Origin of the sequence: Maribacter aurantiacus (assembly GCF_005780245.1) — a bacterium.
Classification (GTDB): Bacteria; Bacteroidota; Bacteroidia; order Flavobacteriales; family Flavobacteriaceae; genus Maribacter; species Maribacter flavus.
This window is the reverse complement of sequence record NZ_VBUK01000001.1, coordinates 1,082,110-1,095,837: the sequence shown is the minus strand read 5'-3', so window position 1 is coordinate 1,095,837 and position 13,728 is coordinate 1,082,110. Positions and strand designations below refer to the sequence as shown.

At 41.7% G+C, this 13,728-nt stretch carries 13 protein-coding genes; 4 read left to right on the top strand and 9 right to left on the bottom strand.

What is annotated here, in order from left to right; all coding sequences use genetic code 11:
• Position 1 precedes the first annotated feature (1 nt).
• Positions 2 to 1,030 carry an AraC family transcriptional regulator gene (locus FEK29_RS04635; RefSeq protein ID WP_138257198.1) on the bottom strand — a complete coding sequence of 343 codons (1,029 nt, stop codon included), beginning with the start codon at positions 1,028 to 1,030 and terminating at the stop codon, positions 2 to 4.
• A 162-nt stretch (positions 1,031 to 1,192) separates the two neighbouring features.
• On the bottom strand, positions 1,193 to 2,236 hold the full coding sequence (locus tag FEK29_RS04630; protein ID WP_138257197.1) for a helix-turn-helix domain-containing protein: 1,044 nt from the start codon (positions 2,234 to 2,236) through the stop codon (positions 1,193 to 1,195).
• A 251-nt stretch (positions 2,237 to 2,487) separates the two neighbouring features.
• Between FEK29_RS04630 and FEK29_RS04625 the strand changes: the two genes are divergently transcribed.
• Both FEK29_RS04625 and FEK29_RS04620 read left to right on the top strand, forming a co-directional pair.
• Positions 2,488 to 2,649 (top strand): DUF1328 domain-containing protein, encoded by a 162-nt coding sequence (locus FEK29_RS04625; RefSeq protein WP_138257196.1) that lies wholly within the window; start codon positions 2,488 to 2,490, stop codon positions 2,647 to 2,649.
• A 49-nt stretch (positions 2,650 to 2,698) separates the two neighbouring features.
• Entirely contained in the window at positions 2,699 to 2,881 is a 183-nt protein-coding gene (locus FEK29_RS04620) for a hypothetical protein (RefSeq protein WP_138257195.1), read from the top strand.
• Between the two features lie 52 nt (positions 2,882 to 2,933).
• On the opposite strand, the gene FEK29_RS04615 is transcribed toward FEK29_RS04620, so the two are convergent.
• Positions 2,934 to 4,493: a DUF748 domain-containing protein gene (locus FEK29_RS04615; RefSeq protein ID WP_138257194.1), complete on the bottom strand. Its 1,560-nt coding sequence runs from the start codon at positions 4,491 to 4,493 to the stop codon at positions 2,934 to 2,936.
• Positions 4,494 to 4,554: 61 nt separating this feature from the next.
• Positions 4,555 to 4,959, bottom strand: coding sequence for an arsenate reductase family protein (locus FEK29_RS04610; RefSeq protein WP_138257193.1), 405 nt, complete (start codon positions 4,957 to 4,959; stop codon positions 4,555 to 4,557).
• Between the two features lie 136 nt (positions 4,960 to 5,095).
• Between FEK29_RS04610 and cls the strand changes: the two genes are divergently transcribed.
• Positions 5,096 to 6,520 carry a cardiolipin synthase gene (gene cls / locus FEK29_RS04605; protein ID WP_138257192.1) on the top strand — a complete coding sequence of 475 codons (1,425 nt, stop codon included), beginning with the start codon at positions 5,096 to 5,098 and terminating at the stop codon, positions 6,518 to 6,520.
• 10 nt (positions 6,521 to 6,530) lie between these two features.
• The gene (locus tag FEK29_RS04600) at positions 6,531 to 7,130 is read left to right on the top strand and encodes a hypothetical protein (protein ID WP_317129163.1); all 600 of its coding nucleotides are present in this window, start codon (positions 6,531 to 6,533) and stop codon (positions 7,128 to 7,130) included.
• Positions 7,131 to 7,138: 8 nt separating this feature from the next.
• Here FEK29_RS04600 and FEK29_RS04595 read toward each other — a convergent pair whose 3' ends face one another.
• From FEK29_RS04595 to hppD, 5 genes are all read right to left on the bottom strand, one after another.
• On the bottom strand, positions 7,139 to 8,662 hold the full coding sequence (locus FEK29_RS04595) for a GH3 family domain-containing protein (protein WP_138257191.1): 1,524 nt from the start codon (positions 8,660 to 8,662) through the stop codon (positions 7,139 to 7,141).
• A 257-nt stretch (positions 8,663 to 8,919) separates the two neighbouring features.
• The gene (locus tag FEK29_RS04590) at positions 8,920 to 9,798 is read right to left on the bottom strand and encodes a flavin reductase family protein (RefSeq protein WP_138257190.1); all 879 of its coding nucleotides are present in this window, start codon (positions 9,796 to 9,798) and stop codon (positions 8,920 to 8,922) included.
• Between the two features lie 3 nt (positions 9,799 to 9,801).
• Entirely contained in the window at positions 9,802 to 11,031 is a 1,230-nt protein-coding gene (fahA, locus tag FEK29_RS04585; RefSeq protein WP_138257360.1) for a fumarylacetoacetase, read from the bottom strand.
• 22 nt (positions 11,032 to 11,053) lie between these two features.
• Positions 11,054 to 12,214, bottom strand: a complete 1,161-nt coding sequence (locus tag FEK29_RS04580; protein WP_138257189.1) for a homogentisate 1,2-dioxygenase — start codon at positions 12,212 to 12,214, stop codon at positions 11,054 to 11,056.
• A 359-nt stretch (positions 12,215 to 12,573) separates the two neighbouring features.
• The gene (gene hppD, locus FEK29_RS04575; protein ID WP_138257188.1) at positions 12,574 to 13,704 is read right to left on the bottom strand and encodes a 4-hydroxyphenylpyruvate dioxygenase; all 1,131 of its coding nucleotides are present in this window, start codon (positions 13,702 to 13,704) and stop codon (positions 12,574 to 12,576) included.
• Positions 13,705 to 13,728: the final 24 nt, after the last annotated feature.

The window sequence follows — 13,728 nt, the reverse complement described above, 5'->3', positions numbered from 1 at the left end:
ATTAATTAATCTTTCCCGTTTTTAGGTATTTCCGATAATCCGTTGGTAGGATTCCATAGGATTCTTGAAAAATTTTGGAAAAATAGCTTCTGCTTTTGATACCTACCAAGTAAACGATTTCAGAAACCGTAAGATCACTATTCTTTAAATAATCTTTGGAGACTTCCAATTTTAGTTGCCTAATATACTCGTTTACGGTTTTGGAATAGAGTAACTTGAAGCCCAATTGTAATTTTTTGGGAGTCAATCCAGATTTTCTTGAAAGTACCTCGATAGAAATGGTTCCCGATATATTATCTATAATATACTCTGAAAGCGTGTTTATTTTTTTGATGTCCTCCTTGGACAGTGATTCCATTGCACATTCCTTGGTTTCAAAATTGTGATGTTCCAATAGTTGTAATGAAAGAATTAGGTAAATCCTCCCTTCAATGGACAAGGTCCGCATTATGCCGCTCTCATGAACATTGTCCAACTGCTTTACCTCATTGGCTATTTTTAGGCTATAACTACCTCCATGGGAATAAGGAATAATGTTTTTTTCATCTTTGAATACGGACAATAACAGTTCATTTAAGTGACTGACATTATTATTCTTTTTTTTCAAATATTCCTTCTTGAAGATTCTAATCATATTCACCTTTAGTTCTTTATTAGATGGAAAAATGAAGTTTTTTTCCTGAAATCGTTCCGGTGAAATAATGATGTTTTGGAATTGTTCCAACTCCAATTTTTCGCCCAAATGGCCCTCCTTATATGTAAGTCCACCTTTTGAAATAAAAATGAACTCCAAGGGTGAAACTCCCTTTGATTTTACGGTAAGCTTAATGTCATCAAAAAAAGTAAGGTCCAAATCAAACAATGATACGCCCCAATCAAACTCCATACTCCTAATAATGCCCTTTCCTAGCTCATTATCAAAGGTAACTACACGTTCTCCCCATTGTTCTTGCAAAGACCCTTTAAGGTTCTCTTTGAAGCCAAGAAGCATATCTTCATCCCTCACACTATTTATAAGAATCTCTTTCATAGCTATTTAAACTTAAAAACAACTAATGCAAAGAAATTGGAATTATATAGTTTCGGTTAACAATTATGAAACGTTGATTAACACAATTGCGATGCTTTGGGGGTAAAAATTTTGTTAAAAAAATAAATGGAGTCACTATTTGCTCAACTGTGACTCAATAGATTAAGTGGTTTTAGAACGCTCTTTTTGAGGCTTTAATTTTTTTAGATACTGGGTGGGTGTCATGGCATAGCGCTCCTTAAATAGCTTTGAAAAATAACTTCTTGAGTTGATGCCAATTTTATAGGTAATCTCAGTTACGTTGAGATCGGTCCTTTCCATCAATCCCTTCGCCATTTCCATACGCTCGTTTCTGATGTAATTGTTTACTGACATTCCGTAAAGATGTTGAAAACCACTCTGTAAGGTATTTTGGTTAAGGCCGACCCTTTTGGCCAGCGCGATGATATTGTCTACCTGATCTAATTCACTGGAAATGATTTCCGCGGCCTCCTCCAACTTTTTAACGGTAGCCTGTCTTAGTATTTTTCTATTATCTGGATCTGAAGAATCATCCACATACTGTCTTAAGTGATGGGCCACAATTTCATAACACTTCCCTTCGATAAAAACACTCCTAGGAAAACCGGATAATTCGCACTGCTTTATTTCCTCAATGCACTTGGCGATGTCCAAACTATAATTGGCCTTATAAAAAAAAAGGTTGACCCCGTTCACATCCCTAAAAAGGGCTTCAAGGTCAGAATCCATATCCGGCAGAAAATCCCCTATTTTTTCCTCGAACCTTTTACGGTTGATTTCAATGTTAAAAAAACAAATAGGTTCTACCGCCGGTAGAATTACCATATTACTATGTTTTCCATTGCTGGATATCATTGCGCTCTCCAAATGCCGTATCTCATGGGCATCTTCCTTGCCGTTAAACCTATGGACAAAACTGGACTCTTTGTTATAGATAATTTCCAATGGTTGCACCAAAGATGGGTTGAGCTCAAAACGAACCTCCTCCTTTAATCGCACATCTAAATCCATCAATGCCACCCCATGGGAAAATGACATGGCCATGATGGTACCTGTACCGGATTCCTTTGGGATATCAATACAAATCTCATTGTTTTCGGTTTCGTAATCAACTTTTAAACGACCTGCAATATCCTTGACAACGTCTACTAGGCTAAGTTCCTTAAGTTCTTTTTTTTCGGCCATTAGTATTATGTGATATGCGTACAAGATAAAACAAATTTTAATCATGATTCGCTTATCAATTCAACTGTAATGAATAAGGTTAAAGGGTGACCAGCTCCAAAATAAATCTCTCAAAACACCAAAATAAAATATTATTTGAATGAGTCAAGGATAACGTTTATACAACAAAGACTATCAGACAATTAGTATCATCTTTGGGTATGGAAAAAGGGAGTGACCTTTTAGTACATTAACCAATAAATACACATATTATGTTAAAATGGACAATTATATTTATAGTACTAGCCATCATAGCAGGAATTTTAGGATTTGGCGGTATTGCGGCAGGAGCCGCGGGTATAGCGAAAGTACTTTTCTTTATTTTCATAGTACTTTTTCTTATTTCACTTATTAGAGGAAAAAAAGTGGTTTAAATTACCTAAAAACAACCTTTAACAGATTAATAACCCAAAATTAAAAACGATGAGAAAGTCATTATTAATGTTCCTGTTCTGTCTAATGACGGTTGGAATTGCATTAAGTTGTCGAGAAGAAAAATCGGCTGGTGAGAAAATTGAAGATGGCGTAGAGGAATTAGGCGAAGATATTGAAGACGGAGCCGAAGAAGTGGAAGATGCCGTAGAAGATGTGGCCGATGACCATTAAAATAAATTCACAAACTTAAAAGAGGGCCATGCCCTCTTTTTTTTATGCCCTTTCACTTCCTTTTCCCACTTCCGGTAACCACATCAATTAATCCATCTTCCAACCCGACCCATAGATAGTTGAAAAAAGACTTGTTCCGATTTCTTTCCACTTCCATTGTTCCATGTCGATAACCATCGTCATCAACCTTGGAACCGTCATTGATAAACAGATTACCTATAAATGACATAATCTTTTTTACGTGGCTTCGCTCTTTGTTCAAAAGTTCCAGTTTAAAATCCTCGTAGTTCATTTTGATATCGCCCTGTGCCATAAAATCCCCGCCACTTAAGGTAAAAAACATCTGATCTATGGTTCCCTGGGCCCGTAATCTGGCATTTGGCACCAAAAAATCGTTTAAAGTGGAAGTTTCCATATTGCTCAATCCGCCAGAAATGATGAAAGTCTCCTTAGGGTCAAAGACATCAAATTTCCAGTCGAGGTCCAGTTCCCCATTTCCCATAAAGTTGGCGTTGATTCTAATATCCACGGTTTCCCCTTCATTTTCCGTATTTGAAAAATTACTAATATGCGCCCCAAGGTTTTCAAAGGTAAGGACACCCGGTCGTACATTGTTTGGGGCATCTTCTTCATAGCTGAGAAACCCGTTGGCCAGTTCAATACCCTTTATTTGAAGTTTTATGGGCAACTGCCGGATAAGTTGGGAATATAATGGCCTTATTTTTGGGTTTTCCATAAGACTTTTGTCCCTATAAACATTAAGAAAGGGCTCATAAGCCACCACGGTATCCATTTGCAATTCCAGTACTTCATCAATGAAGGTTAGGTCGTGATTTTCTATTCTTATTTCGGGAACCTTTAATGAAACATGGTCCCTTTCGTAACTGATCTTTTCGCTGAGTTCCCTGCGTGAATATTTCGTTTTGAATTCAAGCTCCATAATTTCGATAGACTCGTTATCCATTTGATAAGACCCCACCTCAAATTCCTCATATTCCCCGGAAGGTCCACTTATCTGATTGAATGAAAATTGGTATTCCCCAAACTCCATAGGGATATAGTCCTTGATTTTTTCTGTATCCGTAGCGACTTCCTTTATTTCAAAATCCAGGGTGCCCACGTTCAACAATTGCTTTTCCCCGTTGGAATCCCAAATTTCCATCTGGCCATCCTTCAAAGTGATAGTGTTTACGGATATCGGCTTTAATAAATGAATGGGTGTATTCCTTTTGGACGCGGTCGTAGTATCTGCAGGGCAGGTCTTAAATGTAAGATTGGGTTTGGACAAAAGGATTTCGGTCGCATGGATCTCACCCTTAAGGAACAAGCGCCAATAACTGAACCCCTTGATGGCTATTTTTTCCATATTCGCTGAAATCTCACAAGAGGAGGTTTGCCTACCCAAATTGTTCACGACCGGATTTTCAAAATCCAGATTTCCCTTTATGAGGCTTATATCCAATTGATCATAGGAATATTGGACATGGGAAGGCACTTTCCGTTCCAAGAATTCTGCAATCGCCTTCTTCATTTGCCATTCAGCGAAAAAATAGAGTCCGATCGAAAGCATTAAAAACCCCAATAGCCAAACACTGATTTTTTTGAAGTTCATTCGCTACTGGGTTGAAGATTTAGGCGAAGGAGTAACCGTTCACCCTAATAAATTAAAATAATCAGGATTCCTTTAATCCGGCACTATCCGGAGCAATGAATTTTTTAAAACTCGCCGCATTTTCCAATTCTAAATACTGATCATCGTTCACGGCTATTGGATGTTTTAGAAGATGTGGTTCCTTTTGAAGGATTTTTATACAATCGTTTTCGTCCAGGTCCTGTCCCTGTTCCCCATAGACATTTAAAAAATCTGGATGGTCCATAGCGATCAAATCCTTGATATCCTTGTTCAGACCATCGGCCAATTCTACCCATTGGGTACCTGTGACCTTCGTTTTTGAAATATCTACGGCTAGATTCTTTTTTTTCGAAGACTGAACATAGGCGTGTATTTGTTTACCAATAGTATTTTCAGAACTATAGTATAAAGTAATTTGTCTTTTATCCATTGCGATGGTGCCCATTTTCTTTAATTTTTAAATTTAATATCCTATCCCGCCCTTGCTTGACCCATTTCAAATAAAAAGTGTCGGTAATGCTATCAGGGCCAAAAAACACTTAAAAAATACATTATATTGTTGATTCCTTTAAAGATACAAAATGAACACCTTTCTTTGGATAGGCTACTTTACCGTAACCATTTGGAGTATTGTCAACATTATATTCTATGGCCAGCGTTCCACGAAGATGATCAGTTGGTCCCTTGCCGTCATCATACTCCCCTTTTTAGGCCCCATTTTATACTACCTTTTTGGTATAAACCGCAGGAAATTTAAACTGTTCAAGCTTAAGCAGACTGAAAAGCGCAAGCTGTATTCGGAAACATATAAGGAGCTTAAAGGCGGGGAACAGAGTGTTCATGATTTTTCGAATTACAAACATGATAAGATTGCCTCCTTAATAAGAAAGAACAGTTATTTTGCCCCATATGAAAACAACACTATAGAACTCCTGAATGATGGGGAATCGGCATTTGGGGCCATTTTTGATGCTATAGAAAAAGCGGAAAAGTTTATACATATCCAATACTATATTTTGGAAAAAGGAGACCTTTTGGATAGGTTTTATGAATTATTCTCCAAAAAAATAACCGAAGGGGTGGAAATTCGCATACTTTACGATGCTTTGGGAAGCCATTCCATACGCGGGAAGGTAGTTAAGCGATTTAAGGATATAGGGATCAAGGTTTTCTCCTCTATGCCCATAAGATTTGGCAATCTGCTGTTTACCTTAAACTATCGTAACCATAGAAAAATAGTAGTCATTGATGGAAAGGTAGGTTTTACAGGTGGCTTTAACGTATCGGACAAATACATCAAATCCATATCGGAACTGGGGGTGTGGCAGGACCTACATCTTAAATTACAGGGACCCGTAGTGAATAGCCTGCAACGGGTTTTCATCAAAGATTATCACTTTGCCAGTGATGAGGACCTTTTGTTACAGGACAAATACTTTCCAAAATTTGACGGTAAAGGGGAAAGTATCGCCCAAGTGGTATCCAGTGGTCCGGATTCCAAATATCCTGCCATCATGCAGCAATATCTGGCAATGATCAATAGCGCGAAAAAAAGCATATGCATAGCCAACCCCTATTTCATTCCTGGGATGCCCGTTTTGGAGGCCCTACAAATAGCCTCGCTCAGTGGTGTGGAAGTAAACCTCCTGACCCCCAAGGTTTCTGATTCGTTGTTGGCAAAGTACAGTATGTTCTCCGGTTTCGAGGCACTGCTTAATGTTGGGGCGAACATTTATCTGAGACCTGATTTCTCCCACAGCAAGGTCATCATTATAGATGGCGAAATAGCATCGGTGGGATCGGGCAATTTTGATTACCGAAGTTTTGAGCATAACTTTGAAACCAATGTCCTAATTTATGATAAGGATATAGCCAAAAAAATCGAGGAAATATTCTTTGGCCATTGCAAAAAGGACATCCAATTGGAATTGGTTTCCTTTAAAAAGCGTTCCATTTTCATCAAGTTTATGGAGGGTCTCGCTAAATTCTTTAGCCCATTACTTTAATACCAAAATTTTGAACTTTATAACCGCACTAGTACCGATCCTATTTATGCAAGCCACCCAGCCACACATCATACCCGAGGAAATTAAAGAGGAAGCCCTGATAGCCTTGTCCCACTATCCAGAACTAGCGAATACACCCATCGAGTTCAAGTTCAAAAAACATATTGAAAAATCTACCATGCAGGCGCAGCCCGCTTTTTGGAGTGTTTTTAGGCAAAAAAAGAAAAGGAAGTACAAAATTTTAATAAGCGAAAAAATCAAAATTGCCGATAGTGTCTATCTCACCAAGGACATTCCCTCTAAAATCATGATTGGTTGGCTGGGCCATGAATTGGGCCACATCATGGATTTTAGAAATCGCAGTGGACTCAATCTCATTGGTTTTGGTATCAGATACATATCATCCAAAAGATACATTCGGAAGGCGGAGCGTAGGGCGGATTCCTTTGCCGTAATCCATGGTATGGAGGATTATATATTGGCGACCAAGGAGTTTATTCTGAAAAAGGCCGGACTCACTGAAAGGTATGTTAATAGGATCAAACGCCTGTACTTAAGTCCGGAAGAAATCATGCTATTGGTTGAGGAGCGGGATGCCGTTGTTGATTAAATCGAAAACTATAGTTCTTTTTGGACAAAGTCCTCCCATTCTTGGAATTTGTCCTCGTCCATGACACGCTCCATTTTAACCTGTCCGCCCTTTTTCTTGTTCCGGTCGTTCCATTCGTAAAAAACATCGAGTTTCACGACAAATACCTTGACCCCTTGCAAGGCCTTTGAGCGTGCCACCTTATAGTTCTTGTTCGCATTTTTTAAGGACTCGTCCAGCGTAGCTGCCGCTTTCTTAGGGTCCAGTTGGGCATCGGTTCCCAAATACCACGTATGATAAAATCCGTCGTCGTACTTTTTTGCACAAAGCGTATATTCCGGTACCTCCACATCAAATGTATTTTCCAGTTCCTGCAGGGCGTCGTCCAATTTATTAACCGATAGTTGGGAACCAACGGTATTTAGAAAAAACTTGGTCCGGCCCGTAATCTTGATTTCGGCCCGTTCCACATCGGTAAATTCTATGGTATCCCCAATAAGATAACGCCAAGCACCGCTAACGGTACTAATGATCAACACATAATTTTGACCTTTTTCCACCTCAGCAAGCGTCACCGATTTCGCTTCTTGGCTTAGTGACCCATCTTCTTGTATCAAATCTGGGTCAAAGGGAACAAACTCGAAATAGATACCGTTGTCCGTCACCAACTTCATGGCATCCGTTTCCGGTCTCGCCTGGAAAGCGATAAACCCTTCAGACGCTAAATACGTATCAATAACCGTTATTGGGCGACCCATTAAGGCATTGAAACTTTTCTCATAAGGACCAAAAGCGACACCCCCGGAAGTGTAGACCTCCAGATTGGGCCAAATCTCATGGATGTTTTTGAGGTTATGTGCCTTTATGACCTCTTTCAACATCAACTCTATCCAGGAAGGGATACCGCTAAGTCCTCCAATATCCCAATTGGGAGCCTCGGCTACTATTTTTTCCACGCGTTCGTCCCAATCGTCTATCTTGGCGATTTCCTCACCAGGTTTGTAATAGCCCCGGAACCATGAAGGGATATTACTGGCACTTATGCCACTTATTTCACCTTCCAAATGGTCCTTTTGTTCAATAAGGTCTGTAGAGCTACCCAGCATCAAAATACCCTTTTCAAAAAAATCAGATGGAAAATCAAAATTACTCAGGGCCAATACCTGCTTGATACCGGCCCAACGAATTGCTTTGATCATTTCTTCCGTTACGGGAATCCGCTTACTGGTCTTTCCCGTGGTTCCGGAGCTTAGTGCGAAGTAATCCGGATTGCCGGGCCAAGTGACGTTTTCCGCGCCTTTATGGAGCTTTTCCCACCAATTGGCACTAATGGAATTGTAGTCAAAATAGGGAACGGTTTCCGCAAAAGTGCGCTGAATGTCCTCGGAGGAAAGGATTTCAGGAAATTTATAGGCGGTTCCAAATTGCGTTTCGGCTGCAGACTCCAATAGGGATTTAAGAACTTCCTTTTGTTCCGCAACAGGATCGGATTCTCCAGAAATTGTACCGGTAACATCTATAATACCTTTAATAACACTTCCAATGATTGGCATAACGTATACTTTTGGTTATTGATAAAATTAACACTCCTCCATCATCGAGCTTCCTCAAAAGGACTTTTGTTTGACTGCTTTGAAAGTTTGTTTTTTATTCATTATGAATCACCCTACTTGACAAAACGTTGATTATGTAAGCCCTTAAAGGAATACCATACAATCTTTTAAAAACTAGACCCCAAAGGTTTTTGAAACCTTTGGGGTCTTTTATATCAATGGATTATCCCGCTACCTACGGATTATGAACTATATCCCTACTGAATACACAAAAGCGCCAGGGCCTCCTCTGTCCGATTCTCGTCCAGCCATTGCTGGGCCAACTTATGGATTTTTACGGTATCCATGGAGCTTTCCAACAGTTCCTTGATTTTGGGTAAAGCCGCAATCCTATCGATGGATTCCTGTGTGGGAAGGGCCTCCAGGTTCCCCAATCGGCCTAAATTATTTCCCGTTAAAACGGTACTGTTCCGTACTTTTTCGGGTAGTTGATCCACGCCGATTCCTTGGTTTCTGATAGGTTTTGGAATCTCAAAAAGCGATGTCCCACTGGAACGTGTATACCAATTACCGCCCATGCGGCCCACAAGATCCAATTTTTGGGTATCCAATTGGGCGTCCTTGTCCAGATAGGCCTCGTTAACATGCACCAATTCCACTTTTGCCAAAATCAGGTTTCCGGCTCCCGGGGTATCGGCCAGTTCAATGACTTCCGTGACCGAACATTCAATGGCCACCGGCGCCTCCCCTACCCTGGGCGGTTTCACCTTTTCGCTGGGGACCTCCGTAAATCCCGCCTTCACAAATTCATTGACGCCCTTGTCGTACGAAGTACTGGCCAAGGACATTTGCTCCACCATGGGGTAGTTGACAATATTGATCACCACCTCCGGCACTTCCAGTACATTCTGATGGGAATGCTTCATGGATCCGTCACGTCCGCTTCGATTGGGTGAAAAAATCATGATGGGCGGATTGATACTGAAAATATTGAAATAACTATAGGGGCTTAAATTGACATTGCCATCTTTATCCACCGTACTGGCAAAACAAATGGGACGTGGCGCTACGGCCGATAAAAGATAGGCATGTAGTTCCTGTTGGGAAACCTTATTTGGATCAATCGTTTTTGTCATATTTCAATTTTTAGCCGGAAGAATTTTTCCCGAAACTTCACCGAAGCCTACTTTTATAAAATCCCTTTCCGCAACCCCTCTTAGGGTAATGGTGTCGTTGTCCTCCAAAAAAGTTCGGGTTTGTCCGTTAGTTAGTTGAATTGTTTTTGTTCCGCCCCAAGAAAGTTCCAAAAGCGAGCCGTAGGCCGTATTGTCCTTCCCGGAAATGGTACCGGAGGCCATCATATCGCCCACTTTCACATTACATCCGTTTATGGTGTGATGCGCCAACTGCTGGGCCATGTTCCAATACATATATTTGAAATTGGAACGGCAGATGGTTTGTGGATCCGATTGTTCTGGGGCCAGGGTCACTTCCAAATCGATATCATAATTATGGGCACCCTCGATTTTTAAATAGGGAAGCACTTCTGGGTCTTGTTCGGGTCCCGATACCTTAAAGGGTTCCAAGGCCTCTAAGGTCACGATCCACGGGGAAATGGACGAAGCAAAACTTTTGCCCAAAAAAGGTCCCAAGGGAACATATTCCCATTTCTGGATATCGCGGGCGGACCAATCGTTGAACAACACCATGCCAAAGATATAGTTCGATGCCTTATCCACAGGAATGGATTCCCCCAATTGGGTTTCCTTGCCAACGATAAATGCCATTTCCAGTTCAAAATCCAACCGACCGGAAGGCTTGAAGACCGGAACCTCAGCGCCCTTGGGGAGTACTTGGCCTTTGGGTCGATATATGTCGGTACCGCTCACGACAATGGATGAAGCCCTACCGTGATAGCCCACAGGAAGGTGCTTCCAGTTGGGCAACAACGCATTTTCCGGGTCACGGAACATTTTGCCTACATTAGTAGCGTGCTCCAAACTGCTATAAAAATCGGTATAATCCCCTATTTGGACGGGAAGATGCATCGTAGCCTTTTCTTGGGGCATGAAGGCATCTGGCCTACTTTTTAGGGGTGAATCCTCCTCCATCAATAGCTTTTGTACCTCCAACCGAACCTTGTTGGTAATGGGTTTGCCGAGGGCGATAAAATCGTTCAGAGTGGATTGCAAAAAATAGCGCGGTTCCACCGCCAATAAATTGGCCTTGGCCAATACGGAAAGGTCCACGATCTGTTCGCCTATTGCCATACCGGCCCTAGGGTTTTTTCCATCGGCAGAAAATATCCCGAAGGGCAAATTATAAATAGTGAAATCCGAATTTTGTGGTACGTGTACCCAAGTGGTCAACGGCTTCATGTACGTGCTGTATTTATGAATTCAACCAAGAACGGTAGTAATCCCCGTCGTCCAGTTTTAGGGCATTTTCCGTAACCATCAAGGGCCTGAAGGTGTCTATCATTACGGCAAGCTCCTCAGAACCTTTTTGGCCGATGCTTCGCTCCACGGCACCCGGATGCGGACCGTGGGGAATACCGGCCGGATGCAAGGAAATATTGCCCGGAGCCACCCCATTCCTGCTCATAAAATCACCGTCCACATAGTACAGCACCTCATCAGAATCTATGTTGGAATGGTTGTAAGGAGCCGGAATGGATTTTGGATGATAGTCGTACAATCTGGGCACAAAGGAACAGATCACAAACGCCGATGTTTCAAAGGTCTGATGTACCGGTGGCGGTTGGTGTATCCTGCCCGTAATCGGTTCAAAATTATGAATCGAAAATCCGTAGGGATAATTGTAACCGTCCCATCCCACGACATCAAAAGGATGCCCTTCGTAGATCATTTCATGCAGCACCCCTTGTTTTTTGACCTTTATGAAATGATCCTCCAAATCCGTGAACGTTTCCAAATCTTGGGGGAGTTTATAGTCCCGCTCGCAGTATGGGGAATGTTCCAACAACTGCCCGAACCAATTTCTATACCTTTTCGGGGTGTAAATGGGCGTGAAGGACTCCGCGTAAAAAATCCGGTTGTCCTCAGAATCAAAATCGATTTGATAGATCACCCCTCTAGGAATGATCAGATAATCGCCATATTCAAAGGGAATATTACCAAAAATAGTTCGCAACGTACCCGTACCCTTGTGGATGAAGAGCATTTCATCCGCATCGGCATTTTTATAGAAATAATCCGTGACGGATTTCCGTGGCGCCGCTACGCCTATATGCACATCATTATTGATCAATAGGGGTTCCCGTGCCTCCAGAAAGTCGTCCTTGGGTTCCACATTAAAACTCACCAATTTTAGCGAACGAATGTGTTTTTCCAGGGCGATTTTTGGGAACATGTCCGTGCTCTTTACAATTTCCTTGACCATAGTGGGCCTATTGTGGTGATAGAGCAGCGAGGACATGCCATCAAAACCTATGGTGCCGAACAATTGCTCCGAATACAGTTCCCCATCCGGCCTACGGAACTGCGTGTGCCGTTTTGGGGGTATGTTTCCTTGTTTATGATATATGGGCATCGAATTATATTTTAATTGTTCCTTACTTTTAAAGTTAGTCATTTTAGTACATGTGGCATAAAAGCGGCAAAAGCCGTAAATCAGGACTTTACCACGATTCACTTTGTACTGAATGTTGTGACGACGAAGTCGGTATGGCTTTTGCGCCGGATAAGCGAAGCCAAAGCCCCGAAATTCAGCCAGGCATTGGCATGGCGCGGGGTTTGGTGAGCGGTTTTTGACTTGCTTAAAGTCAAAAATCCCACTCAAAAGTGTCGTTTGTTTTGGTTCGTTTTCTTTGGACAAGCAAAGAAAATGAACAATTTTACACTATGACCTTCACACTCACAACCACAATACTTTTATCCCGAGCATTGGTTTTACAAAGTACCCCTCAACTCTTGCTCCCGCTCAATGGCCTCGAACAAAGCCTTAAAGTTTCCTTTTCCAAAGGAAGTAGCTCCTTTTCTTTGTATGATTTCAAAGAACATGGTGGGCCTTGCCTGTACCGTTTTGGTGAAAATCTGTAACAAGTAACCTTCATCGTCACGATCCACCAAAATTCCCAGTTTTCGCAGGGAATCTATATCCTCGTCTATTTTACCCACCCTTTCGGTTAGCACATCATAATAGGTGGTGGGAACGGTCAAAAATTCCACCCCCCTGCTTTTAAGGTCGGATACCGTTTTCACGATATCGTCCGTAGCTACAGCAATATGCTGTACCCCTTCGCCTTCGTAAAATTCGAGATATTCGTCCACTTGGGATTTTTTCTTTCCGGGAGCCGGTTCGTTAATAGGGAATTTGATACGCCCGTTACCGTTACTCATCACCTTGCTCATGAGGGCCGTGTATTCTGTAGAAATATCCTTATCATCAAAGGAAAGAATCTGTTTGAAGCCCATGACATCCTCGTAGAACTTCACCCAATAGTTCATTTTTCCCTCTTCCACATTCCCTACCATGTGGTCCACAAATTTGAGTCCGGCGGACTCTGGCTTATAGTCTGATTCCCATTTCCGATATCCGGGCAAAAAGACCCCGTTATAATCCTTTCGTTCCACAAAGATATGGACTACCTCGCCATAGGTATGAATACCGGAACGAACCACTTTTCCGTGATCATCTTCCTCCACTTGGGGTTTCATAAAGCTTTTGGCACCTCGTTTTACCGCCTCCTCGTAGGCATAGGTGGCATCATCTACCCAAAGGGCGGTTACCTTAACGCCATCACCGTGTTTATCGATATGCTTACCTACCTCAGTACCACTTTTTAAAGGGGACGTTAATACCAAGCGAATTTTATCCTGTTGAACCACATAGGATTCAAACTCCCTACTCCCGGTCTCCAAGCCTTTGTAGGCCAAGGACTCAAATCCAAAGGCGGTTTTATAAAAATGGGCCGCTTGTTTGGAGTTGCTCACATAGAGTTCCAAATAATCCGTGCCGTTTATGGGCATAAAATCAGTTGCTTTATCCTGCTTCTTCTCTGCTGCTATGGTTGTTGACATATGTTTTTATTTTATTGTTGTTAA

Excerpts from the sequence above, each read along its gene's own strand:
- FEK29_RS04630 (WP_138257197.1), bottom strand. The coding sequence starts at position 2,236 with ATGGCCGAAAAAAAAGAACTTAAGGAACTTAGCCTAGTAGACGTTGTC.
- FEK29_RS04635 (WP_138257198.1), bottom strand. The coding sequence starts at position 1,030 with ATGAAAGAGATTCTTATAAATAGTGTGAGGGATGAAGATATGCTTCTT.
- FEK29_RS04615 (WP_138257194.1), bottom strand. The coding sequence starts at position 4,493 with ATGAACTTCAAAAAAATCAGTGTTTGGCTATTGGGGTTTTTAATGCTT.
- FEK29_RS04580 (WP_138257189.1), bottom strand. The coding sequence starts at position 12,214 with ATGCCCATATATCATAAACAAGGAAACATACCCCCAAAACGGCACACG.
- FEK29_RS04610 (WP_138257193.1), bottom strand. The coding sequence starts at position 4,959 with ATGGGCACCATCGCAATGGATAAAAGACAAATTACTTTATACTATAGT.
- cls (WP_138257192.1), top strand. The coding sequence starts at position 5,096 with ATGAACACCTTTCTTTGGATAGGCTACTTTACCGTAACCATTTGGAGT.
- FEK29_RS04595 (WP_138257191.1), bottom strand. The coding sequence starts at position 8,662 with ATGCCAATCATTGGAAGTGTTATTAAAGGTATTATAGATGTTACCGGT.
- FEK29_RS04625 (WP_138257196.1), top strand. The coding sequence starts at position 2,488 with ATGTTAAAATGGACAATTATATTTATAGTACTAGCCATCATAGCAGGA.
- FEK29_RS04590 (WP_138257190.1), bottom strand. The coding sequence starts at position 9,798 with ATGACAAAAACGATTGATCCAAATAAGGTTTCCCAACAGGAACTACAT.
- FEK29_RS04620 (WP_138257195.1), top strand. The coding sequence starts at position 2,699 with ATGAGAAAGTCATTATTAATGTTCCTGTTCTGTCTAATGACGGTTGGA.
- hppD (WP_138257188.1), bottom strand. The coding sequence starts at position 13,704 with ATGTCAACAACCATAGCAGCAGAGAAGAAGCAGGATAAAGCAACTGAT.